Consider the following 22,678-nt stretch of genomic DNA (forward strand, 5'->3'; position numbering starts at 1 on the left):
TGTCCAGTATGTGAAACAAAGGGGTGTTCCGGGCACTGGGACGCCCGCCGTCGACTGTAGGCGGCTCGGCTGTACGGCGGCTTCTCGCGGCGGGCCTTGGGGGTAAAAACACGGTTTCCGCCGGTCCCGGCCGCCGGTAGGTTCCCGCCATGAACACCGTCCAGCTGCGCTTCCCGGCGCCGCCCGAGGTGCTGTGGAACGCGCTTCCCGCGGCCGTCGCGACGCTCGGCGGGTTGACCCCGTGGTACGACCGGCCGCGGGGAACCGTGTTCTTCAAGACCGGGATGACCTTCCTCAGCTGGGGCCAGAACGTCACCGCGCAGGTTTCGCAGGGAACGGAAGGCTCAGTGCTCACGGTGACGACCAGCCTGAAGTTCGGCCTGTTCGACTGGGGTGAGGGCAAGCGCCTCGCCCACCGGTTCGCGGCGGTCATCGCCCAGGTGGCCGGCACCACCGCGCTGGCCTAGGGCCCCGCTCACCACCCTGGGGGTGTGAGCGGGGCCCGGCGGGTCAGCGCCAGCCGTCGACACCGCCCGGCACCGGCGCCGCCGGGTCGTACGGCGTGCGCGTGAAGATGAACGTCGCCAGGTCCAGGTGCGTCGCCACGCCCTCGGCGTCCCGGCCCACCTCCAGCGTCTCGCCCGCGTAGTACCCGTCCAGCCCGACGTACGTGTCACGGCCCGTCGCGCGGAACCGCGAACTGCGGCCCGCCCCCTCGGCTGGGGCCAGCAACAGCAGCCCGTCACCCTGGATCCGCAGGTGGTACGGCGTCGGCCCCCAGTGCCACAGCCCGGTCAGCGCCAGCAGCGCCGGGTCGACGGCGGCCGGCTGCCACTCGGCGGGCAGCCTCGGCTCCCGCTCGTCGGTCAGCGTGATCAGGTCCAGGCAGAGCTGGGTGATGCCGACGCCGGACGTCGAGTTCGTGAGCACCAGCGCGCCCGTCTGGGCGACCGGGTCCACCAGCGTGACCGCGAGGAAGCCCGGCATCGAGCCGGTGTGGCCGGCCAGCCGGCGGCCCTGGTAGCGCACCAGCATCAGGCCGAGGCCGAAGCCCGTCGTCCAGACGTCGGTGTCGTCGACCGTCACCATCGTCCGCATCTGCTCGATCGTCTCCGGGGACAGCACGCCGCCGCCGTGGCCGCCGAGGAACGCCGTCCAGCGGCCGAGGTCCTTCGCCGTCGACCACAGCTGGCCGGCGGGCGCCATCGCGCCGGCGTCCGGGCTCGGCTCCGGCAGCAGGACGTCGGCGAAGGGGTGCACCGCGAAGCCGTCCGCGTGCGCGCCGGTCGGGTGCGGGGTCGTGCGGGTCATCCCGAGCGGGCCGAGGACCTCCTCGTCCAGCACGGACAGCCAGCCCTTGCCGCGGTGGCGCGAGACGAGCTCGCCGAGCACGCCGTAGCCGACGTTCGAGTAGTGGAACCGCGCGCCCGGCCGGTGCTTGGTCGCGCCATCGGCGAGGCTCCCGACGAGCGCGTCCCAGTCGCCGCCGGGCGTGCGTTCCCACCACAGACCGGGCGACTCGGACGTCAGGCCGGACGTGTGCGAGAGCAGCTGCGCGACCGTGGCGGCGCCGAACGGCGTGCCCGGGACGTGCTTCTCGAGCGGGTCGTTGAGGTCGACCAGGCCTTCGTCGCGCAGCCGCATGACGGCGGTCGCGACGAGGGTCTTGGTGATCGAGCCCAGCCGGTACTGGGTGTCGGTGCCGGGCGGCTGGTCGCCGACGCGCCCCCGGGCCCCGGACCAGACGATCTCCCCGTCCCGCACCACGGCGGCGACGAGCGAGGGGGCCCGGCAGGCGGCCTGCTCGTGGGCGATCCGGCGGAGCAGGGCGTGTTCGGTCGACTCAAGCATGAGGGCATTCTGCCGCGCGGAGCTCAGCCGAGCAGGTTCCGGGCCATCGCCGTCGTCACCGCGGCCGTCCGGTCGGACACGCCGAGCTTGCCGAACACGCGCAGCAGGTGCGTCTTCACCGTCGCCTCGCTGATGTGCAGGGCCCGGCCGATGTCCGCGTTCGTGCCGCCCTTCGCGACCAGCCGCAGCACCTCGACCTCACGCGCCGACAGCGGTTGCGGCTCCGGGTTGCGTACGCGGTTGACCAGCTTCCCGGCCACCGACGGCGCCAGCACCGTCTCACCGCGCGAAGCCGCGCGGATCGCGTTTGCCAGCTCCGTGCGCGACGCGTCCTTCAGCAGGTAGCCCGACGCGCCCGCTTCGACCGCGCGCAGGATGTCGGCGTCCGTTTCGTACGTCGTCAGGACGACGATCCGGCGGCCCGGCTGGTCGCGCAGGATGCGTTTCGTGGCGCCGACGCCGTCGAGACCCGGCATCCGCAGGTCCATCAGCACGACGTCCGGCTGGGCGACGCGGTCGAGGGCGACGGCTTCGTCGCCCGAGCCCGCCTCGCCGACCACCGTCAGGTCGGGTTCGGCTTCGAGCATGCCCCGCAGGCCTTCGCGGACGACGGGGTGGTCGTCGACGAGCATGACGCGGATCAAGCCGGCACCTCCAGGGTGAGTTCGGTGCCGCTCGGGCCACTCCGGACGCTCAGTGTGCCACCCACCTGCTCGGCGCGGGACCGCATGCCGCGCAAGCCGAAGCCGGTCACGCCGTCCGGATCGAAGCCCGTGCCGTCGTCCCGGACGGACAGCCGGACGGCGTCGTCCACAACGGACAGCCGCACCGAGACCGCCGACGCGCCCGCGTGCCGCCGGACGTTGTTCAGCGCCTCCTGCGCGCCCCGCAGCAGCACCACCTCGCCCGCCATGCCGATCGCCGGGAGCGCACCGTCCACTTCGTACCGGACGATCACGCCCGTCTCGTCCGCGAGCCGGTCGGCCTGACGGCGGACAGCGTCCACAAGAGACCCGGAGGCCAGGTCCGCCGGCGCCAGCGCGGCGACCATCGCGCGGGCCTCGGTGAGGTTGTCCCGCGCCGTGCGGGCGGCCAGCTCGGCGTGCCGCCGCGCCGCCGCCGGGTCGGTGTCCACTTCGGACTCGATGGCCTGGGCGAGCGTGACGATGCTGGTGAACCCCTGCGCGAGGGTGTCGTGGATCTCGCGCGCCAGCCGCTCGCGTTCGGCCGCCGTGCCCGCCTCGCGGGAAAGCCGGGACACCTCGGCCTGGCTTTCCTCGAGCTTCGCGATCAGGTCCGCCCGCGCCCGGCTCTCCTCGATGACGTGGCCGATGAACTTGCCGCACAGCACACCGAACACGACGAGGATCGCGGTCATCGGCAGCAGGATGTGCAGCACCGGGCCGCGTACCCCGTCGGCGGCGACGGACGACGCGGGCACCAGCAGGATCATGACCGTGGTGAGCACCGCGGCCGGGCGGAACGGGAGCGTCGAGAACAGCAGCGGGCAGGCCATGAACAGGATGAAGCTCGACGTCGTGTCGGCGAAGAGACCGATCCCCACCAGGGCCACCACCGCGACGGCGAACGCCCACTGCTGCCCCGTCGGCGGGTCGTCGGCGCGCACGACCCGGCGCCCCCACACCAGGTAGGTCAGCGCGAGCGCGGTGAGCGCCCCGACCGCGACGACGGCGCGCACCGGATCGGACTCGTCCAGCAGCACCAGCGTCGTCGTGGCCAGGTACGCGACCGCGAAGAGGATCTCCCAGAGCCAGTTGAACCGGTCCCAGGCGTCCTTCACTTCGCGTCGGTCCACCGGAACGTCAGCCTCGCCAGCACCGCGCCCACCACGCACCAGATCCCCAGCACCAGCGCCACCCGCGGGAGTTCCCATGCCCCAGCCATCTCCATTCCGACCGCGCCGTCCGGCAGGAACACCGACCGGAACCCCTGGCAGATCCACTTCAGCGGGAAGAACGACGCGATGTCAACCATGATCTTCGGCAGGCTCGTGATCGGCGTGACGAACACGCCGGAGATGAACTGCAGCACCAGGTACAGCATCTGCACGACGGCGACCGCGCCGGTGGTGGACTTCGCGAGCGAGCTGAGCGCGATCCCGAGCAGCGTGCACGAGACGATCCCCAGCGCGAACACCCAGAGCAGCGTCAGCCACTTCTCCGGTTCGGTCGGCAGCTTCAGCCCGAACAGCAGCACGGCGACCGCGGCCATCAGCACGGTCTGGGCCAGGCTGGACACCGCGACGAGCACCATCTTGCCGACGAAGTAGGACGCGGACGGCATCGGCGTGCCGCGAAGGCGTTTGAGCGCCCCGGTTTCCCGGTCGGCCGAGACGCCGGTCGCGATGCTGTTGAACGACGTCGAGACGATGCCGGAGCCGATCATCCCGGCCGCCAGCAGCTGCCCGGACGTGACGCCGGCGAGCGCGGTCGGACCGTCCAGGATGGACCCGAGCAGGATCATCAGGACGGCGGGCAGGGAGAAGGTGAAGACCACCTGTTCCTTGTGCCGGAAGAACTGCCGCAGCTCGGTGCCGCCGCGGGCGAGTCCCAGCGACAATGGGCCCGGCAAAGCGCCTCCTGCTTTTCGGGGGTTCCGGGTGGCGGAGCCCCCGGCCTGGGGCGAAGCCCCGGATGTCGCAGCGGTCATGCCTTGTCTCCGATCAGGTCCAGGTAGATGTCCTCCAGGCTCGGCCTGGTCACGGTCAGCCCGGCGAGCTCCCTACCCCCAGCAGAGAGCTCGGTGACGAGCTTGGTCGGGTACGCGGTGCGCTCGACGTGCGCGCCGCGTTCGTCGGTCCACCGCACGGTCGCCTCGGCGGCGGCCCGGCCCCCGAGGTTCTGCGGCGTGTCCTGCGCGACGATCTCGCCGCGCGCGATCACCGCGACGCGGTCGGCGAGCGCCTCGGCCTCGTCGAGGTAGTGGGTGGTCAGCAGGATGGTGGTGCCCTCGGCGGCGAGGTCGCTGATCAGCGTCCAGAACTGCCGGCGGGCCTCGGGGTCGAAGCCGGTGGTCGGCTCGTCGAGGAAGAGCAGCTCGGGCCGCCCGATGATGCCGAGCGCGACGTCGACGCGCCGGCGTTGCCCGCCGGAGAGCGACTTGACCCGCGCCTTCGCCTTCTCGGCGAGCCCGACCTTCTCGATCACCTCGTCGGGATCGCGCGGGTCGGGGTAGTACTTCGCGAAGTGCCGGACGGTCTCGGCGACGCTCAGCTCGGCGGCGTCGTTGGCGGTCTGCAGGACGATCCCGATCTTCGACCGCCACGCGCGGCCGGCCCTGCCGGGGTCCTCGCCGAGCACGCTGACCTCGCCGGCCGTCCGCTGCCGGTGTCCTTCGAGGATCTCGACGGTCGTCGTCTTGCCGGCGCCGTTCGGGCCGAGCAGGGAGAACACCTCGCCTTGGGCGATGTCCAGGTCGAGCCCGGCCACCGCCAGGTGACCCGGGTACTGCTTGCGCAGGCCGCGCACGCTCACTGCTGTGGTCATGGCTCACAGCCTGCTCGCGCGGCGGCTTGATCGGGAGCAACGGGCAGCTGAATCCCGGTGTCCACCGTTCGGTGGACAGAGTCGTCAGCCTGGCCTGCTTGGTTCCACGGGAAACCTCGAAAACGGTGTCATACAAGCAAAAACCTGAACTTTCGATCACGCGTAACCGCCGCGCGGGTGAACGACACTATTGACAACTTGTCTAACATGACAGAATGTCTCACAAGTGGGTGACCGCCAGCGACGGTGTCCGCCTCTCCGTCACCATCGACGGCCGGGAAGACGGGCCCACGGTCGTGCTCGTGCACGGCTACCCCGACAACAGCTCGATGTGGGGCGGGGTAGCCGCGTCGCTGACGGCGAAACACCGGGTCGTCACCTACGACGTCCGCGGGGCCGGACAGTCGGACAAGCCGTCGGGACGCGCGTCCTACCGGCTGGACCAGCTGGCCGACGACCTGCGCGCGGTCGTCGAGGCGGTGCAGCCGGCCGGGAAGGTGCACCTGGTCGCCCACGACTGGGGCTCGATCCAGACGTGGCACGCCGTCACCGGCGAAGGGCTGCGCGGCCGGGTCGCGTCCTACACGTCGATCTCCGGCCCGAGCCTGGACCACGCCGGCGCCTGGTTCCGCGCGCAGCTCACCCGGCCGACGCCGAAGCGGCTCAAGAACGCGCTGAGCCAGTTCCTGCACTCGTGGTACATCCTCGCGTTCCAGGTCCCGCTGATCCCGGACCTGTTGTGGCGCACCGGGTTGCTGGGCAAGCAGATCCAGCGCATGGAGCCGGACGCGGCGCCGCCGGACAAGTCCGACGGCCTCCACGGCCTCGAGCTGTACCGCGCCAACATGTTCACGCGGCTCTCGCGGCCCGCCCCGCGCCCCGCGGACGTCCCGGTGCAGGTGCTGGCGCCGACCGGCGACGCCTACGTCACCACGCCGCTGCAGACCGAGGTCGCCCGCTGGGTCCCCGACCTGCGGATCCGCCGGGTCGTCGGGACGCACTGGGTCACCCGCGCCAAGCCGGACGTCGTCGCGCGGGCCGCCGCCGAGCTGATCGAGTACGCCGAAACCGGCGCCGAAAGCCGGGCTCTCCGCCAGGCCCGGGTGGGTGTCGGCCGGTTCGCGCACAAGCTGGTCGTCGTCACCGGTGCGGGCAGCGGCATCGGCCGGGCCACCGCGCTCGCCTTCGCCGCCGAGGGTGCCGACGTCGTCATCACCGACATCGATTCCGCGGCCGGTGCGGAAACCTTGAAGCTGCTGGAAGACCACGGCATCGCCGAGTACACAGTGGACTCCTCGGACGGCGACGCCGTGCACCGATTCGCCCAGGATGTGCGGGAGAACCACGGCGTCCCGGACATCGTCGTCAACAACGCCGGCATCGGGATGTCCGGCCCGTTCCTCGACACGTCCGTCGAAGACTGGGAACGCGTCATCGACGTCAACCTCTGGGGCGTGATCCACGGTTGCCGCGCGTTCGCGCCGATGCTGGCCGAGCGCGCCGAGGGCGGTCAGATCGTCAACCTCGCCTCGGCGGCCGCCTACCTGCCGTCGAAGATCCTGACCGCGTATGCGACGACGAAGTCCGCGGTGCTGACGTTGAGCGTCTGCCTGCGTGCCGAGCTGGCCGCGCACCACATCGGCGTCACGGCGGTGTGCCCGGGCATCGTCAAGACGAACATCACGAACACGACCACGTTCGTCGGAGTGTCCGAAGAGGAGCAGCGACGGCGTCAGAAGGAAAGCTCGAAGCTGTACGCGCGACGCGGGTTCGGCCCGGAGGGCGTCGCGCGGGACATCCTGCGAGCCGTCGAGAAGGATACGGCGATCGCACCGTCCACCCCGGAGGCCAAGGCCGCGCTCGTCCTTTCGCGACTGACGCCGGGGCTGCTGCGGGCGGCGGCGAAGCTGGACTTGACGCCGTGAGCCGGCCGCGGCGGATGTCGCCGCAGGCGCGCCGCGACGACCTGATCCGGGCCGCGCTCGATCTGTTCGGTTCGCGGGCGCCGGAGCTGGTCACCGTGGACGACATCGTCGCGCGTGCCGAGGTCTCGCGGCCGCTGTTCTACCGGTACTTCTCCAGCCTGCGCGAGCTGCAGGTGGAGGCGCTGCGCACGGTCACCGACGGGCTGATCGACGGTCTGGCTGGCCTCGAAGAAGGCCCACCGGAAACCCGGCTGAAGGCGGCGGTCCGCGGCCTGATCGACGTCGCCGACCACTACCGCGCCGGCTACATCGCCCTGCTGCGCAGCGGTTCCGTGATCGCGACGTCCGAAACGGACGCGGCGATCGACGAGGTCCGCAACCGCGCGGTGGCCCTGATCCTGGACGCCCTCGGCGTCGAAGACCCTTCGCCGTTGCTCTCGCTGACCCTCCGCTGCTGGACCGCGGTCGTCGAGGGAGCCCTGCTGAGCTGGCTCCAGGAGCGCACGGTCCCGCGCGAGAACCTGGACACCTGGCTGGTCGACCAGCTCACGGCCATGCTCGGCGCCACCGCCGCCCACGACGAAGCCGGAGCTTTCACGTGAAAGCTCCGGCTTCGGGGCGGGGTCAGTGCTTGGTGACCAGTTCCCAGCCCTCGACGTCCTCGGGGGTGCGGGGCGCCGGGCCGATGTACTTGGCCGACGGCCGCACCAGACGGCCGGTGCGCTTCTGCTCCAGGATGTGCGCGGCCCAGCCGGCGGTGCGCGCCGAGCTGAACATCGCGGGCATCATGTGCGGCGGGACCTGCGCGAAGTCCAGGATGACCGCGGCCCAGAACTCGACGTTCGTCTCGATCGGGTGGTCCGGACGCCGCTCGCGCAGCTCCTTCAGCGCCGCCTGCTCCAGCGCCGCGGCCGCCTCGTAGCGGGCCGCGCCCAGCTCCTGGCAGGTGCGGCGCAGCACGCGCGCTCGCGGGTCCTCGGCCCGGTAGACGCGGTGCCCGAAGCCCATCAGGCGTTCCTTGCGGTCGAGGATGCCCTTGACCAGGCCCGCCGGGTCGCCGGTGCGCTCGACCTCTTCGATCATCGGCAGCACGCGCGCCGGGGCGCCGCCGTGCAGCGGGCCCGACATCGCGCCGATGGCGCCGGACATGGCCGCCGCGACGTCCGCGCCGGTCGAGGCGATGACGCGGGCGGTGAAGGTCGACGCGTTGAGGCCGTGCTCGGCCGCCGACACCCAGTAGGCGTCCAGCGCCTTGACGTGCGCCGGGTCGGGCTCGCCGCGCCAGCGGATGAGGAACCGCTCGGTGATCGAGTGGGCCTCGTCGACGCGGGTCTGCGGCACGGCGGGCTGGCCGATGCCGCGCGCCGACTGCGCCACGTAGGAAAGGGCCATCACCGAGGCTCGGGCCAGCTGCTCGCGGGCCTCTTCGTCGGTGATGTCGAGCAGCGGGCGGTAGCCCCAGATCGGCGCGAGCATCGCCAGCGCGGCCTGGACGTCCACCCGGACGTCGCCGGTGTGCACCGGCAGCGGGAACGGCTCGGCGGGCGGGAGGCCGTGGCCGAAGCGGCCGTCGACGAGGAGGCCCCATACGTCACCGAAGGTCACCTTGCCGGCGAGGTCCTCGATGTCGACGCCGCGGTAGCGCAGCGCACCGCCGTCCCGGTCGGGTTCGGCGATCTCGGTGTGGAAGGCGACGACGCCCTCCAGGCCCGGTCGGAAGCCGTCGTCGGGTTGGCCGGACGGCTGTGGCTTGCTGATCGTGGAGGTAGTCACTGTTTCGCGGAACCTTTCGGTGCGCTTTTTTCCCCGTCTTGGTGGTGGTGCTCGCGCGGACGGAATAGCGCACGGAAAGCGCGCACCATCGCACGGATGGATAGACCTTGCTCCCTCGATCGCCGGGGGGCAATCGAAAGATGCGGTGGTTTCGGTCACGATTACGAGAACGATTCAGTCACCGAGGCCGTCCGGCAGGAGAATTTTCACCACACTGTGTGACGAAGCCCAGGTTAAAGGTATGTTTCCGAACCAGGCGATGCCGTGGTCCGGGTGATAGACCTGTGCGATGCACCTCAGCCCGCAGGAGCGCGACAAGCTGCTCGTCCACGTGGCGGCCGACGTCGCGCGGAAGCGGCTGGACCGCGGCGTCCGGCTGAACTACCCGGAAGCGGTCGCGCTGATCACCGACCACGTCCTCGAAGGCGCTCGCGACGGCCGCACGGTCAGCGAGCTCGTGGCCAGCGGCCGGACCGTGCTGTCGCGGGCGCAGGTGCTCGACGGCGTGCCCGAAATGGTGGACTCCGTGCAGGTCGAAGCCACTTTTCCGGATGGCACGAAGCTCGTCACCGTGCACGACCCGATCGTGTGAAGGAGGGCCGATGCACCCCGGCGAGATCATCCCCGGCGACGAGCCGGTCGAGCTGAACCCGGGCCGCCCGCGCGTCCGGCTGCTCGTGCGCAACCTCGGCGACCGGCCGGTCCAGGTCGGCTCGCACTACCACTTCGCCGCGGTGAACCCCGGCCTCGAATTCGACCGCGATCTCGCCCGCGGCCACCGGCTGGACGTCCCGGCGGGGACGTCCGTGCGGTTCGAACCCGGCGTCGAACGGGAAGTCGATCTCGTCCCGCTCGCCGGCGCCCGGCGCGTCCCGGGCGTGCGGTCCGAATTCTCTGGAGACTTCTGAAATGCCGCAGATCGACCGCGAGCGCTACGCCGAGCTGTTCGGCCCGACCACCGGCGACCGGATCCGGCTCGCCGACACCGACCTGCTGATCGAAGTCACCGAAGACCGCTCGATGGGGCCCGGCGGCTCCGGCGACGAGGTGCTCTTCGGCGGCGGCAAGGTCATCCGCGAGTCGATGGGCCAGGGCATGGCGACCCGTGCCGAGGGCGCGCCCGACCTGGTCATCACCGGCGCGGTCATCCTCGACCACTGGGGTGTGGTCAAGGCCGACCTCGGCGTGCGCGACGGCCGGATCGTCGGCATCGGCAAGGCGGGCAACCCGGACACGATGGACGGCGTCGACCCGGCCCTGGTCATCGGGCCGTCGACGGAGGTGCTGGCCGGCAACGGCAAGATCCTCACCGCCGGCGGCATCGACTGCCACGTCCACTTCATCTGCCCGCAGCTCGTCGACACGGCGCTGGCGGCGGGACTGACCACTTTGGTCGGTGGCGGCACCGGTCCGTCCGAAGGGACCAAGGCGACCACGGTCACGCCCGGCGCGTGGAACCTCGGCCGCATGCTGTCCGCGATGGACGGTTACCCGGTCAACGTCCTGTTGCTGGGCAAGGGGAACACGGTCCGGCACGAGGCGCTGCGCGAGCAGCTCGCGGCCGGCGCGGGCGGCTTCAAGCTGCACGAGGACTGGGGCACGACACCGGCGGCGATCGACGCGTGCCTCACGGTGGCCGACGAAGCCGGCGTCCAGGTCGCGATCCACACCGACACGCTCAATGAGGCGGGCTTCCTGGAGTCCACTGTGGACGCCATCGGGGGACGCTCGATCAACGCGTACCACACCGAGGGCGCCGGCGGCGGGCACGCGCCGGACATCATCGAGGTCGTCTCGCTGCCGAACGTGCTGCCGTCGTCGACCAACCCGACCCGGCCGCACACGGCCAACACGCTCGACGAGCACCTCGACATGCTGGTCGTCTGCCACCACCTCAACCCGTCGGTGCCGGAGGACCTCGCCTTCGCCGAGAGCCGGATCCGGCCGTCGACGATCGCCGCCGAAGACGTGCTGCACGACATGGGCGCGATTTCGATGATGAGCTCGGACTCGCAGGCGATGGGCCGGATCGGCGAGGTGATCATCCGGACGTGGCAGACCGCGCACGTGATGAAACGCCGCCGCGGCGCGCTGCCCGGCGACGGCGCGGCCGACAACCTGCGCGCGCGTCGCTATGTCGCCAAGTACACGATCAACCCGGCGATCGCGCACGGCATGGAGACCGAGATCGGCTCGGTCGAGGTCGGCAAGCTCGCGGACCTCGTGCTGTGGGAGCCGAAGTTCTTCGGCGTCCGCCCGCACGTGGTGCTGAAGGGCGGGTTCCCGGCGTGGGCGGCGATGGGTGACGCGAACGCATCCATCCCGACGCCGCAGCCGGTCCTGGCGCGCCCGATGTTCGGCGCTGCGATCGGGGCGGCGCTGAGCCTGCACTTCGTCGCACCGTCCGCTTTGGACAGTGGTTTGCGCGAGACGTTCGGTATCACGCGTCCACTGGTCGCGGTGTCCAACATGCGTGCGCGGACCAAGGCGGACATGGTGCTCAATGACGCGACGCCGGACGTCCGCGTCGAGCCGGACAGCTTCGCGGTGCACGTCGACGGTGAGCTGATCGAGCCGCAGCCGGTGACGGAACTGCCGATGGCCCAACGGTACTTCCTGTTCTGATGGACCTTTCGGCGCTGATCCTCGCGGACTCCCGCTTCCCCGGCGGCGGGCACGTCCACAGTGGCGGGCTGGAGGAGGTCGTCGCGCGCAAATTGGTGACTTCGGTGCGCGATCTCCCGGGGTTCCTTTCCGGCCGGTTGCGGACGGCGGGTTTCCTGGCGGCCGTTTTCGCCGCTGCTTCGGCACATGCGGCCGCACGTTCTGTCTCCAGTGGACACTGGTCCACTTTGGATGTCGAACTGGATGCGCGGACTCCGTCCTTGGGGCAGCGCGAGGCTTCACGAGCGCAGGGGCGGGGGACCGCTCGGGCCGGTCGGATCGCGTGGCCGTCGCCGGTGCTGTCGGCTTTGCTGGCCGAGACCCCGCGGCCGCACCACCCGATCGTGCTGGGGGCGCTGGTCGGCGTCGCCGGCGGTTCGCCGTACGACGCCGCGATGGCGGCCGCGTACTTGTCGGTTAGCGGGCCCGCGAGCGCGGCCGTGCGGCTGCTGGGTCTGGATCCCTTTGCGGTCAACGCCGTCGTGGCGCGGTTGGACCTTGCTTCGGTCTGTTCGGAGGCGGCCGCGGTGGCGGGAGACGACCCCGCGTCGCTGCCGTCGCCGGGGTCGCCCGCGTTGGATCTGTTCGCCGAGGCGCACGCCCGGCACCACCAGGAAGAGGTGCGTCTCTTTGCCAGCTGAGCACGGTCATGGACATTTCCACGAAGTCAACTTCGACCCGACGGCCGCCGAACCCGACCACTACGATGCGGCGCCGACGGCCGGGCGCGCGTACCGGATCGGCATCGGCGGCCCGGTCGGCTCCGGCAAGACGGCGCTGACCGCGGCGCTGTGCCGCGCCTTGGGCGACGAGGTGAACCTCGCGGTCGTCACGAACGACATCTACACCACCGAGGACGCGGACTTCCTGCGCCGGGCAGGAGTCCTGGACCCGGCCCGGATCGAAGCAGTCCAAACGGGAGCGTGCCCGCACACGGCGATCCGCGACGACATCACCGCGAACCTGGACGCGGTCGAGCGCCTGGAGGAGAAGTTCCCGGGCCTGGACCTGGTGATCATCGAGAGCGGTGGCGACAACTTGACGGCGGTGTTCAGCCGCGGGCTGGCCGACAGCCAGATCTTCGTCGTGGACGTGGCGGGCGGCGACAAGGTGCCGCGCAAGGGCGGCCCCGGCGTCACGACGGCGGACCTGCTGGTGATCAACAAGATCGACATCGCGCACCTGGTGAACGCCGACATGGCCGTGATGACGTCGGACGCGCACCGGATGCGGGGCTCGTTGCCGGTGATCACGCAGTCCCTTGTGGACACCCCGGACGCACCGGCGGTGGCCGACTGGGTGCGTTCCCTGCTGTGAAGGCCCACGCCCGCTTGACGGCGTGCTTCGACGGAACGCGCACGGTGCTGCGCGAGCTGCGGTCGATGGCGCCGTTGACGTTGTTCCCCCGCCGCGGTCGCGGGCCGACGGCGGTGGTGCACTTGGTCAACTCGGCGACTTCGCCGTTGGGTGGGGACGAGTTGCTGGTCACGGTTCACGTGGGGCCGGGGGCGTCGCTCCGGTTGTCCGGCGTCGCGGCGACTTTGGCTTTGCCCGGACTCCACGGTGAGTCGTCTTTGTCTACAGTGGACGTTGTGGTTGCCGGGGGTGGGTCGCTGGAGTACCTGCCGGAGCCGACGGTGATCACGTCGCGGGCTCGGCATACGGCGGTGTTTCGTGCTTCGCTGGCTTCGGACGCTTACCTGCACACGCGGGAGGTGCTGGTTTTGGGACGGGCAGGGGAGCGTGCGGGTTCGTTGACGAGTACTCAGGACGTGGTCCGGGCCGGGGTACCGGTGCTGCGCCAGACGTTGTCGATCGGTTCGGGGCTGGACGGGAGTTTGGCGGTGCTCGCGGGGCGTCGGGTGCTGGCGTCGGACCTGGTGGTCGGTGGGCCGGAGCTGCCGGCGGCTTCGGGTGAGTGGTGGTCGCGGACCCCGCTCGCGGCCGGTGGGTCGCTGGTGACTTCGCTGGCCCCGGATGCCGTGGCGGCGATGAAGGGGCTGACCGAGGCCGGAGCCGCGGCGTTCTGAGCAGCCCCCGTTTTCCACGCTACCGGGAGGGACCGACAGTTTCGGGTGGATCGCGCCGCTCGCCGGGGAAGGATCCCCTGCGCCCGTCCCCGGCGAGCGGAACTCTTCAGAACTTCGTGCCGAGCCAGCTCATCGCCACCGGGCCGCCCACCGACACCCCGCCGATGTGCTCCAGCAGCGGGAACTCCTGCCACGTCACCTTCGCGCCGGCGGCCTGCCAGCGGTCGCGCAACGCGGTTCCCACGCTGAACGGGATCAGCTCGTCCAAACTCGCGTGGTACAGGAACACCGGCATCGAAGGCGCCGTCGTGCCCAGCTCGTTCTGCGTCAACCGGGCCTGCCAGCGCGAGTCGTGGATCGGGTCCGGCACCGTCACGAAGTCCTTCAGGTGCGCGAACGGTGCCGCCGCACCCAGCTCGACCGTGCACGCCTGGGACACCCGGGCCACCGCCTCGCGGCCGCGGTCGTTCAGGATCGACGTGAACGGCACATCCGGGTACGCCGCCGCGAAACCCGTTGCCGCGCCCAGGATCAGGCCGAACGCCGCGCCGCCGTCGTTGGCGGCGAACACCGCGTTCAGGTCCGCCGGGACCCCGCCCGCCGCCACGCCGACCACGTTCACCGAGGGCGCGTACGACTTCTGCAGCTCCGCCGCCCACGCCGCCGCCTGGCCGCCCTGCGAGTAGCCGAACACGCCCACCGGGCCGGACGGCGACAACCCCGCCCCCGGCACCGAAACCGCCGCGCGTGCCGCGTCCAGCACCGCCCGGCCCTCCGACTGGCCCACCGCATACGTGTGCGTCCCCGGCGTGCCGAGCCCTTCGTAGTCCGTCACGACCACCGCCCAGCCCTGCGACAACGCCTGGGCCAGCAACGCGCTTTCGTTCTCGATGCCGCGCGCCAGCAGGGAAGAAGGTGCGCACTGGTCGCCGAGGCCGTGCGTCCCCGCCGCGTACGTGATCAGCGGCCGCGGGCCGCCGCGCAGCCACGGCGTCGGCGGCACCAGGAGCGTCCCCGAGACCGCGTTCGGCGCGCCCGTCGCGGACGTCGAGCGGTACAGCAGGTGCCACGCCCGGACCGGCGCGGGGAACGGGCCGACGAACACCGTCGTCGCCCGCGCGGACAGCAGGACACCGGGATCCGCGTGCGCCGCGGGGGTGAGCACCGCGAAAAGCAGCGTGACGGCGACCAGTAACCGACGAAGCATCGTTGCCTCCGGCTGTGTGGTAATCGAGATTTTCACAAGGTAGCCAGCCCGGTAGGATCTGGCAATCCCTCGGAAGGAGGAGACGACCGGTGGCTCGCACGTACGGCGGCGTCGCACCCGAGCAACGCCGCGCCGACCGCCGCGAGCGGCTGCTCGCGGCCGGCCTCGAGCTGTTCACCTCCGCCGGCTTCCGGCACACGAAGATCACCGAGGTGTGCGGCCGCGCCGGCGTGTCGACGCGGAACTTCTACGAGGAGTTCACTGGCAAGGAGGACGTGCTCCGCACCCTCCACGACCGGATCAACAGCCTCGCCCTCGACCACGTCACCGCGGCGCTCGACAAGGTCGCCGACGCCGACGCGATGACCCGCATCGCGACGTTGCTGGACGTCTTCATCGACACGGTCACCGTCGACCCGCGGCTGCCGCGCCTCAACTACGTCGAAGCCGTCGGCGTCAGCGCGGACCTCGAGGAGCAGCACCAGGTGTGGGTCGACCGCTGGGCGACGTTCATCGCGACGGAGGCCCGGCGCGCGGCCGAGCACGGCGCCGCCCCTGACCGCGACTACCGGCTGACGGCGATCGCCCTGGTCGGCGCGGCCACCGGCCTGCTGCGCGAGTGGCAGGCGCACGAGCCGCCGCTGCCGGTGGAGGACGTCGGCGCGGAGCTGCGCGCGCTGATGCTGGCCGCCATCATGCGGCCGGAAAAGATTTTGGAAATCCCGGGCAACCCCGGCGCGGCTTCGAACGTGAAGGAGTCGAGCCGGGAGGGGGACCCGGGGGGAAGCCGGCTCACGTGAGGGCCCTTTCCCGGCGGCGGACGCCGGGAAAGGGCCCGCACGGACGTTACGTGGCGCGGGTGGTCGGCAAGCCGAGCGACACGGGACCGGCCGTCCGGCACAGGTCGTGGCAGCTGTTGTCCAGCGTGCAGCACAGTGAGCAGATCGGGCCGTCCTGCTTCGCGCAGTCGGCGACGTCCGGCAGTTCGTACGGGTCGCCGCAGACCGAGCAGGTGTGCGTCGCGCGCGGATCGGCGTCCGGGGTCAGGACGGTGTTCTCCCGCGCCAGGTAATACTTCCCCTTCGTTGCCACGGCCAGCGCCGGCACGCCCGCGATCGCGATGACCAGCGCGAGCAGCGGGCTGAACGCGGCGAGGAACGGCCCGAACGCGCCGAAGTACGCCACGATCGACACCGCCGACGCGACGACCATCGAGCCGAACCCGACCGGGTTGATCTTGTGCAGGTAGGCCCGCTTGAACTCGATGTACCGCGGCGAGAGCCCGAGCGGCTTCGCGATCACCAGGTCGGCGCACACCGCGCCGATCCACGCGATGGCGACGTTCGAGTAGAAGCCGAGGATCTTGTTGAGGAACCCGAACGCGCCGAACTCCATCAGTGCGAGCGCGATCCCGCAGTTGACCAGCACGTACCAGACGCGGCCGGGGTGCTTGTGCAGCACGCGGGAGAAGAAGTTCGCGAACGACAGCGAGCCCGAGTAGGCGTTCGTCGTGTTGATCTTGATCTGTGAGACGACGACGAACAGCGCGGCGAACGTCAGCGCGACCGGGCCGAGCGCCGGCTTGACCGCCTCGAGGTACGGCGCGATCGGCTCCAGCGCGTGCGTCTTCCCGACGACGCCGAGCGCGAGGAACGCGAGCAGCGCGCCGCCGATCTGCTTCGCGGCGCCGAGGATCACCCAGCCGGGACCGGCGGCGAGCACCGCGGCCCACCACGACCGCTTGTTCTCCGCCGTCTTCTCCGGCATGAACCGCAGGTAGTCGGCCTGCTCACCGATCTGCCCTATCAGTGATAGAGCGACACCCATGCCAAGCCCGAACCCGATCGCGGAGAACCCGGAGCCGGCGCCCTCGGTGCCCCCGAAGTGCGCGAACTCGGCGAACTTCCCGGGCTTCCGGACGAGCACGACGACGAACGGCAGCACCAGCCCGGCGATCCACAGCGGCTGCGTCCAGGTCTGCATCTTCGCGACCGCGCCCATGCCGTAGAGGGCGAAGGGCAGCACGATGAGCGTCGCGAGGAGGTAGCCGATCGGCAGCGGGATGCCGAGGGCGAGCTCGAAGGCCTGGCCCATGATCGAGCCTTCGAGCGAGAAGAAGATGACGGTGAAGCTCGCGTAGACGAGCGACGTCAGCGTCGACCCGAAGTAGCCGAAGCCGGCGCCGCGGGTCAGCAGGTCCATGTCCACTCCGGACTTCGCGCAGGCGGCCGCGATGGGCACGCCGGTCACGAAGATGACGACGGCCGCGGCGAGGATCGCCAGGACGCCGGAGGTGAAGCCGTAGGAGAGGACGATGCTGGCGCCGATGGCGAAGTCGGCGAGGTAGGCGATGCCGCCCAGCGCCGTCGTCGCGACGACGAACGGCGACCATTTCCGGAACGAATGCGCGGCGAAGCGCAGTGAGTAGTCCTCGCGGTTCTCGTTCGCCGCGAGCGGGGCGTACCGGCGCTTCGCGGTCTCTTCGGCGTTCGACAGGGTCTCGGTCATGCCTGCCTCCGGGGTGGTGGGGAACGGGCCGAAGGTAGGTGCGTCCTGTATCGATCCTGGTCCGGCGGGTAACGCGCGGGTTACGGCTTGTTGTCCGGTGGTTACGCGGCGGTGGTGGCGGGTGTCACCGTTCAGTGGGTTCCGCCGCAGCTCGGAAGGCCCTAACGTGCCTAGAGCCGAAGTCGACTGATGCCCCGACCGGGCGTGGAGGTTTGGCGATGATGCCGGAGATCGAAGACGCCGTGGTCCGCCTGCCCGGGATGCGGGTGGCGTACGACGGGGCCGCGTTCGACGAATCCGCACTGGCGGCCACCTGGACCGATCAGCTGCAGGGCTGGCTGAACCAGGCCGTCGGAGCCGGGATCGCCGAACCGAACGCGATGGTGCTGGCGACGGCGGACGCCGAAGGCAGGCCATCGTCCCGCACGGTCCTGTGCAAGGGCCTCGACGACCGTGGCGTGGTGTTCTACACGAACTACACGTCGTCGAAGAGCCACGACCTGACGGCGACGCGCTACGCGTCGGTGACGTTCCCGTGGTACGCGTTGCACCGCCAGGTCCACGTCCGCGGCGAGGTCGAGAAGGTCGGCGTCAAGGAGACGGCGGAGTACTGGGCCCAGCGGCCGCGCGGGTCCCAGTTGGGGGCTTGGGCGTCGCCGCAGTCGCGAGTGGTCGACGGCCGGCGGGCGTTGGACAACGCGTTGAGCGGCATCGAGCGCCGGTTCGCGGACGTGGAGCAGATCCCGGCGCCCCCGCACTGGGGCGGCTGGCGGATCCGGCCGGACCTGGTCGAGTTCTGGCAGGGGCGTGAGGACCGGATGCACGACCGGTTGCGGTACGTGCGGAACGACGACGGGTGGAACATCGAGCGCGTGGCGCCCTAAGCCGCACCTTGTGCACAGCCCGGCCGTGATGTGGACAACCACGTCACGGTCGCGGCTTTTCCGGCCTTTGCGTCGGTGGGTACCGATACGCTGGACAAGGGCACGCCCCCAGGGAGGGCGGGGCGTCGCTGGGGCTGGGGCGCTGCTTGACTGCCGGCACTCGTCCGGGCGACGGAAATCACGCGACCCCAGGTAGTTAGCCGAGCTAAACTATTCCGTTGTGACCTCTGAGCCCGAGACCCTGCCGCCCCGGTCGGGCCGCGTGCGCACCCTCCTCGGCCGGATCATCGTCGACACCCGGCCTCTCAAGATCCCCGCCTTCCGGCGCCTGTGGCTGTCCACTGTGGTCACCGCCGTCGGTACCCAGCTGACCGCCGTCGCCGTGCCCAAGCAGGTCTTCGACCTCACCGGGTCTTCCGCCTACGTCGGCCTCACCGGGCTCGTCGCCCTCGTTCCGCTGCTCGTCTTCGGGCTCTGGGGCGGCGCCGTCGCCGATGCCGTCGACCGGCGGAAGCTGCTCGTCGTCACCAACGTCCTCGTCGCGATCACCTCCGCCCTGCTCTGGCTGCAGGCATTTCTGAACTTCGGCTCCGTCTGGCTGGTCCTCGGCCTGCTCGCCGTCAACCAGGCCCTCTTCGCGATCAACATGCCCACGCGCGGCGCCGTCGTCGCGCGGCTCGTGCCGGACGAGCTGCTGCCCTCGGCCAACGCGCTCAGCTCGACCATGTCCACCTTCGGCGCCGTCTTCGGACCGCTGCTCGCCGGCGCGCTCATCCCCGTCCTCGGCCTCTCGACGCTCTACCTGATCGACGTCGTCGCCCTCACCATCACCCTCATCGCCGTCTGGCGGCTGCCCGCGCTCCCGCCGCTCAACGGCCCGTCGCGCCGCGCCGGCGTCAGCGACGTCATCGACGGCTTCAAGTACCTCGCCACCAAGAAGGTGCTGCTCGCCTCCTTCGTCGCCGACATCATCGCGATGGTCTTCGGCATGCCGCGCGCGCTCATCCCGGAGATGGCCGAACGCACCTTCGGCGACCCACCCGGCGGCGGCCCCGCGCTCGGCTGGCTCTACGCCGCCCTGCCCGCCGGCGCGATGCTGATCGGTCTCTTCTCCGGCTGGCTGACGCGCATCCCGCGCCAGGGCGTCGCGGTCGTCGTCGCGATCTGCGCGTGGGGTGCCGCGGTGGCCGCGTTCGGGCTCGCGCACTCGCTGTGGCTCGCCGTCGTCTTCATGGCGCTCGCCGGCGCCGCGGACATGGTCAGCGCCGTCTACCGGATGGCGATCCTGCAGGTCGCGACCACCGACGAGATGCGCGGCCGCCTCCAGGGCGTCTTCACGGTCGTGGTCGCCGGCGGCCCTCGGATCGCCGACCTCGTGCACGGCTGGGGCGCGGCCGCGTTCGGCACCGCGGCCGCCGCGAGCGTCGGCGGCGTGCTGGTGATCGTCTCCGTGTGCGCGTCGATGTTCCTGCTTCCGGCGTTCTGGCGGTACCGGGCGCCCACGGCGTGAGCCAATCGGACTAGGGTGCCCGATATGCGTATTCTCGCCGTCGCCCTGGTCGCCTGTGCCGCGTTGACCGCCTGCTCCTCGGGCGACGAGCCGTCGAAGGCGCCGTCGTCCTCGAAGCCGTCCGAAGCGCCGAAGCCGAGTTCGAACGCGGCCGCCGCGTCGCTCGACCCGTGCAAGCTGCTGCCCGCCGCCGCCGTGTCGAAGGCCCTGTTCCTGGACAACCTCCAGGCGGTCGCGGGCCCGGTGCAGGACAACGCGGCCAACGGCGGCAAGGCCCGCAGCTGCGAGTACCAGCTGAACGGCAAGGCCGCGGGCGCGCTCGCGGTGACCCGCTACGAGGGTCGCCAGGCCAAGCCCACCGACATGGTCGCGTCCATCAAGAAGGCGAAGGCGGGCGCGCAGGACGTCGCCGGCTTCCCGGACGGCGCGGTCTACTACGTGGACGAGCAGAAGTCGGCCACGCTCGCGGCGGCCGAGCTGGTGCAGGGCACGCCGGTGCTGATCAACTACACCGGCCCGGCGAAGATGACGAAGGAGCAGCTGGCCCCGCTGGTCAAGACCGCCCTCGACGCGAGCTGACGCTCACCGGCGCAGCGCGGCCAGCTCCACCGGGCTGTGCGCGGAAAACACCCGGACCTCGTCCTGGTGGTCGCGCGCCAGCTCGTGCAGTCGCGTCAGGTTCTCCAGCCTCGGGCCGCGCAGCGTCTGGACGATGTTCTGGAACGCCGTCAGGCCCGGCGGGCAGTGCGGTGCCACCGGGTCCAGCTGGCCGTGGAAGAAGTACGCGTCGCCGGCGTGCAGGAGCCAGCCGGCGCCCGTGTCGACCGCCACGCCCGTGTGGCCGCGCGTGTGGCCCGTCAGCGGGACCAGCAGGATCTGCTCCGGCAACCCCTTCAGCGACCGGACCGCCTCGAAGCCGAACCACGGCTCGCCCAGCTCGTCGTACGTGCTCCACAGCGGCCGGTGCGCGAACTGCGCCGCCCGGTAGCGGTTCTTCTCCGCCGCGTTCGCCGGTGCCGTCGCCGCGCGGTGCTCCTCCGCGCGGACGTGCACGACGGCGTTCGGGAAGTCCGCCAGGCCGCCCGCGTGGTCGACGTCGAGGTGCGTCGCGATGACGTGCCGGACGTCGGCCGGGTCCAGGTCGAGGGCCTTGATCTGCGCGACGGCCGTCTCGGCGGCCGCGGGCTTCGCGCCGACCATCGCCAGGAACGGCCGGCCGAGCCACTCGCCCGGCCGGACGACGCCCTGGGTGCCGAACCCCGTGTCGACCAGCACCAAGCCGTCGCCGGTCTCGATCAGCAGGCAGTGCGCGACCAGCTCCGCCCGCCGCAGCAGGCCGGGCTCGCCGTCGAGCAGCTTGCCGCCCGCCGGGTGCATCGATCCGCAGTTCAGGTGGTGCACCTTCATACTCTGCTCCCGGAGTTCAAACGGCGGAACGCGGTCTCGTCGTGCGCGGCGAAGACGGTCACCTCGTCGCCGTGCTCCTGAACAAGCTGGCGCAGGCGCCGGTGATTGTCCAGCCTGGCGCGCTTGACCGTCTCCATGCGGCCCTCGAACCACTTCAGGCCCGGCGGGCAGTGCGGATCGGCGGCGACCTGGCCGTGGAAGAAGAACGAGTCACCGGCGTTGAGCAGCCAGCCGGCGCCGGTGTCGACGGCGACCCCGGCGTGCCCGCGCGTGTGCCCGGACAGCGGGACCAGCAGGATCTCCGGGCCCACGCCGTCGAGCTGCCGGACGGCGTCGAAGCCGAACCAAGGCTCACCGCTGTCCGCATAGGACGTCCACTGTGGACCGTGGGCGAACTGGATCCGGCGGTAGCGGCCGCGCTCGGCGGCGTCGCGCGGTTCGGTGAACGCCCGCAGCTCTTCGGCGTAGACGTGCACGCGGGCCCACGGGAAGTCGATCAGCCCGCCCGCGTGGTCGAGGTCGAGGTGCGTCAGCACGATGTCGCGGACGTCCGCCGGGTCGAACCCGAGCGCGCGGATCTGCGCGATCGCCGTCTGCGAAGGGTCGGCGACGGGGTTGGACTGGCGGACGAAACCCGCGCCCAGCCAGGCGTTCCGGTCGACGGCGGCCGGCGTGCCCATGCCGGTCTCGACGAGTACGAGGCCCGTGTCCGTCTCCAGCAGCAGGCAGTGGCAGACCATGGTGGCGCGCCGGAACAGGCCCGGCCGCCCGTCGATCAGCCGGCCGCCGAGCGGGCGCATGGTGCCGCAGTTCAGGTGGTGGACGCGCATCAGGACAGCTCCCGGTCGAGGGTGGCGTGCAGGTGGGTGGCGACGGCGCGCAGCGGCGCGAGGTCGCGGCGGGTGCGGGCCAGCAGCAGCCCGCCTTCGATCGCGGCGAGCACGACGGTGGCCAGCTCGTCGGCGCGTTCCGCCGAAAGCCGTTGTCCGGCAAGGTACCCGCGCAGGATCTCGTGCCACGACGAGTAACCGTCCACACAGGCTTCGCGGATCGGCTCGCTCTCCGCGGCGGCGTCCAACGCGACCGTCGCGAGTGGACAGCCGCGCTGGAAGTCCGACTCGGTCAGGAAAGACGCCAGCGCTTCGACGGCCCGGTCGATCGCGGTCACGGCGTCGGGCGCGTCCCGGAGGACGGCTTCGAGCAACGCGCCGGTGCGCTCGCCCGACAGCCGGACGGCTTCGGCGGCGAGCTGCTCCTTGCCGCCGGGGAAGTGGAAGTAGAGCGACCCCTTCGGCGCGCCGCCCGCCGTCGTGAGCTGGGTGAGGCCGGTGGCGTGGTAGCCCTGGGTCTGGAACAGGTCGGCGGCGGTGTCGAGCATCCGCTGCCGCGTGCCGGTGCGACGGACCATGGCGC

Annotated in this window: 24 protein-coding genes; 13 read left to right on the forward strand and 11 right to left on the reverse strand. The window is 71.2% G+C overall.

All coding sequences use genetic code 11. From position 1 onward, the window contains the following. Window positions 1-149 precede the first annotated feature (149 nt). Window positions 150-467 (forward strand): hypothetical protein, encoded by a 318-nt coding sequence (locus ACIQWX_RS10470; protein ID WP_400867996.1) that lies wholly within the window; start codon window positions 150-152, stop codon window positions 465-467. A gap of 43 nt (window positions 468-510) precedes the next feature. On the opposite strand, the gene ACIQWX_RS10475 is transcribed toward ACIQWX_RS10470, so the two are convergent. From ACIQWX_RS10475 to ACIQWX_RS10495, 5 genes are all read right to left on the reverse strand, one after another. Continuing rightward, on the reverse strand, window positions 511-1,851 hold the full coding sequence (locus tag ACIQWX_RS10475) for a serine hydrolase domain-containing protein (RefSeq protein ID WP_400867998.1): 1,341 nt from the start codon (window positions 1,849-1,851) through the stop codon (window positions 511-513). Window positions 1,852-1,874: 23 nt separating this feature from the next. Further along, window positions 1,875-2,495: a response regulator gene (locus ACIQWX_RS10480; RefSeq protein WP_400868000.1), complete on the reverse strand. Its 621-nt coding sequence runs from the start codon at window positions 2,493-2,495 to the stop codon at window positions 1,875-1,877. Next, entirely contained in the window at window positions 2,492-3,652 is a 1,161-nt protein-coding gene (locus ACIQWX_RS10485) for a sensor histidine kinase (RefSeq protein ID WP_400869506.1), read from the reverse strand. Before ACIQWX_RS10485 ends, ACIQWX_RS10480 begins: the two co-directional genes overlap by 4 nt. After that, window positions 3,649-4,443, reverse strand: coding sequence for an ABC transporter permease (locus tag ACIQWX_RS10490; protein WP_400868002.1), 795 nt, complete (start codon window positions 4,441-4,443; stop codon window positions 3,649-3,651). The genes ACIQWX_RS10485 and ACIQWX_RS10490 overlap by 4 nt, the downstream gene beginning before the upstream one ends. A 74-nt stretch (window positions 4,444-4,517) precedes the next feature. Next, complete coding sequence (locus tag ACIQWX_RS10495) at window positions 4,518-5,357, reverse strand: ABC transporter ATP-binding protein (protein WP_400868004.1); 840 nt, start codon at window positions 5,355-5,357, stop codon at window positions 4,518-4,520. Between the two features lie 230 nt (window positions 5,358-5,587). Between ACIQWX_RS10495 and ACIQWX_RS10500 the strand changes: the two genes are divergently transcribed. Continuing rightward, the gene (locus tag ACIQWX_RS10500; RefSeq protein WP_400869508.1) at window positions 5,588-7,282 is read left to right on the forward strand and encodes an SDR family oxidoreductase; all 1,695 of its coding nucleotides are present in this window, start codon (window positions 5,588-5,590) and stop codon (window positions 7,280-7,282) included. A 14-nt stretch (window positions 7,283-7,296) separates the two neighbouring features. After that, a complete protein-coding gene (locus ACIQWX_RS10505) occupies window positions 7,297-7,884 on the forward strand; it encodes a TetR/AcrR family transcriptional regulator (protein WP_400869511.1) in 588 nt (195 codons plus the stop codon). A gap of 22 nt (window positions 7,885-7,906) precedes the next feature. Here ACIQWX_RS10505 and ACIQWX_RS10510 read toward each other — a convergent pair whose 3' ends face one another. Next, window positions 7,907-9,055 (reverse strand): citrate synthase 2, encoded by a 1,149-nt coding sequence (locus ACIQWX_RS10510; RefSeq protein WP_400868006.1) that lies wholly within the window; start codon window positions 9,053-9,055, stop codon window positions 7,907-7,909. Window positions 9,056-9,344: 289 nt separating this feature from the next. Between ACIQWX_RS10510 and ACIQWX_RS10515 the strand changes: the two genes are divergently transcribed. Genes ACIQWX_RS10515 through ACIQWX_RS10540 form a run of 6 tightly spaced genes read left to right on the forward strand, consistent with a single transcriptional unit; the run spans window position 9,345 to window position 13,749 of the window. After that, entirely contained in the window at window positions 9,345-9,647 is a 303-nt protein-coding gene (locus tag ACIQWX_RS10515; protein ID WP_086680249.1) for an urease subunit gamma, read from the forward strand. A gap of 10 nt (window positions 9,648-9,657) precedes the next feature. Beyond that, the gene (locus ACIQWX_RS10520) at window positions 9,658-9,963 is read left to right on the forward strand and encodes an urease subunit beta (RefSeq protein WP_400868009.1); all 306 of its coding nucleotides are present in this window, start codon (window positions 9,658-9,660) and stop codon (window positions 9,961-9,963) included. Between the two features lies 1 nt (window position 9,964). Then, window positions 9,965-11,680 carry an urease subunit alpha gene (locus ACIQWX_RS10525; RefSeq protein ID WP_400868011.1) on the forward strand — a complete coding sequence of 572 codons (1,716 nt, stop codon included), beginning with the start codon at window positions 9,965-9,967 and terminating at the stop codon, window positions 11,678-11,680. Continuing rightward, a complete protein-coding gene (locus ACIQWX_RS10530) occupies window positions 11,680-12,360 on the forward strand; it encodes an urease accessory protein UreF (protein WP_400868013.1) in 681 nt (226 codons plus the stop codon). Before ACIQWX_RS10525 ends, ACIQWX_RS10530 begins: the two co-directional genes overlap by 1 nt. Continuing rightward, window positions 12,350-13,036, forward strand: a complete 687-nt coding sequence (gene ureG / locus ACIQWX_RS10535) for an urease accessory protein UreG (protein WP_400868015.1) — start codon at window positions 12,350-12,352, stop codon at window positions 13,034-13,036. Before ACIQWX_RS10530 ends, ureG begins: the two co-directional genes overlap by 11 nt. Then, window positions 13,033-13,749, forward strand: a complete 717-nt coding sequence (locus ACIQWX_RS10540) for an urease accessory protein UreD (RefSeq protein ID WP_400868017.1) — start codon at window positions 13,033-13,035, stop codon at window positions 13,747-13,749. Before ureG ends, ACIQWX_RS10540 begins: the two co-directional genes overlap by 4 nt. Before the next feature lie 106 nt (window positions 13,750-13,855). Here the strand turns inward: ACIQWX_RS10540 and ACIQWX_RS10545 are convergent, their stop codons facing one another. Beyond that, window positions 13,856-14,956 carry a lipase family protein gene (locus ACIQWX_RS10545; protein ID WP_400868019.1) on the reverse strand — a complete coding sequence of 367 codons (1,101 nt, stop codon included), beginning with the start codon at window positions 14,954-14,956 and terminating at the stop codon, window positions 13,856-13,858. A gap of 89 nt (window positions 14,957-15,045) precedes the next feature. On the opposite strand from ACIQWX_RS10545, the gene ACIQWX_RS10550 reads away from it, so the two are divergent. Next, window positions 15,046-15,756 (forward strand): TetR/AcrR family transcriptional regulator, encoded by a 711-nt coding sequence (locus ACIQWX_RS10550; protein ID WP_400868021.1) that lies wholly within the window; start codon window positions 15,046-15,048, stop codon window positions 15,754-15,756. Window positions 15,757-15,802: 46 nt separating this feature from the next. Here ACIQWX_RS10550 and ACIQWX_RS10555 read toward each other — a convergent pair whose 3' ends face one another. Next, window positions 15,803-17,464, reverse strand: coding sequence for a purine-cytosine permease family protein (locus ACIQWX_RS10555; protein WP_400868023.1), 1,662 nt, complete (start codon window positions 17,462-17,464; stop codon window positions 15,803-15,805). Window positions 17,465-17,682: 218 nt separating this feature from the next. On the opposite strand from ACIQWX_RS10555, the gene pdxH reads away from it, so the two are divergent. The 3 genes from pdxH to ACIQWX_RS10570 all read left to right on the forward strand — a co-directional run bounded on the left by pdxH (window position 17,683) and on the right by ACIQWX_RS10570 (window position 20,437). Beyond that, a complete protein-coding gene (pdxH, locus tag ACIQWX_RS10560; RefSeq protein ID WP_400868025.1) occupies window positions 17,683-18,348 on the forward strand; it encodes a pyridoxamine 5'-phosphate oxidase in 666 nt (221 codons plus the stop codon). A 262-nt stretch (window positions 18,349-18,610) separates the two neighbouring features. Further along, entirely contained in the window at window positions 18,611-19,858 is a 1,248-nt protein-coding gene (locus ACIQWX_RS10565) for an MFS transporter (protein WP_400869514.1), read from the forward strand. Between the two features lie 24 nt (window positions 19,859-19,882). Beyond that, entirely contained in the window at window positions 19,883-20,437 is a 555-nt protein-coding gene (locus tag ACIQWX_RS10570) for a DUF3558 family protein (RefSeq protein ID WP_400868027.1), read from the forward strand. A 3-nt stretch (window positions 20,438-20,440) separates the two neighbouring features. Here the strand turns inward: ACIQWX_RS10570 and ACIQWX_RS10575 are convergent, their stop codons facing one another. Genes ACIQWX_RS10575 through ACIQWX_RS10585 form a run of 3 tightly spaced genes read right to left on the reverse strand, consistent with a single transcriptional unit; the run spans window position 20,441 to window position 22,673 of the window. Beyond that, complete coding sequence (locus ACIQWX_RS10575; protein ID WP_400868029.1) at window positions 20,441-21,265, reverse strand: MBL fold metallo-hydrolase; 825 nt, start codon at window positions 21,263-21,265, stop codon at window positions 20,441-20,443. Further along, window positions 21,262-22,095: an MBL fold metallo-hydrolase gene (locus ACIQWX_RS10580; RefSeq protein ID WP_400868031.1), complete on the reverse strand. Its 834-nt coding sequence runs from the start codon at window positions 22,093-22,095 to the stop codon at window positions 21,262-21,264. The genes ACIQWX_RS10575 and ACIQWX_RS10580 overlap by 4 nt, the downstream gene beginning before the upstream one ends. After that, window positions 22,095-22,673, reverse strand: a complete 579-nt coding sequence (locus ACIQWX_RS10585) for a TetR/AcrR family transcriptional regulator (RefSeq protein ID WP_400868033.1) — start codon at window positions 22,671-22,673, stop codon at window positions 22,095-22,097. The genes ACIQWX_RS10580 and ACIQWX_RS10585 overlap by 1 nt, the downstream gene beginning before the upstream one ends. Window positions 22,674-22,678: the final 5 nt, after the last annotated feature.

The organism is Amycolatopsis sp. NPDC098790, assembly GCF_044759945.1.
Classification (GTDB): Bacteria; Actinomycetota; Actinomycetes; order Mycobacteriales; family Pseudonocardiaceae; genus Amycolatopsis.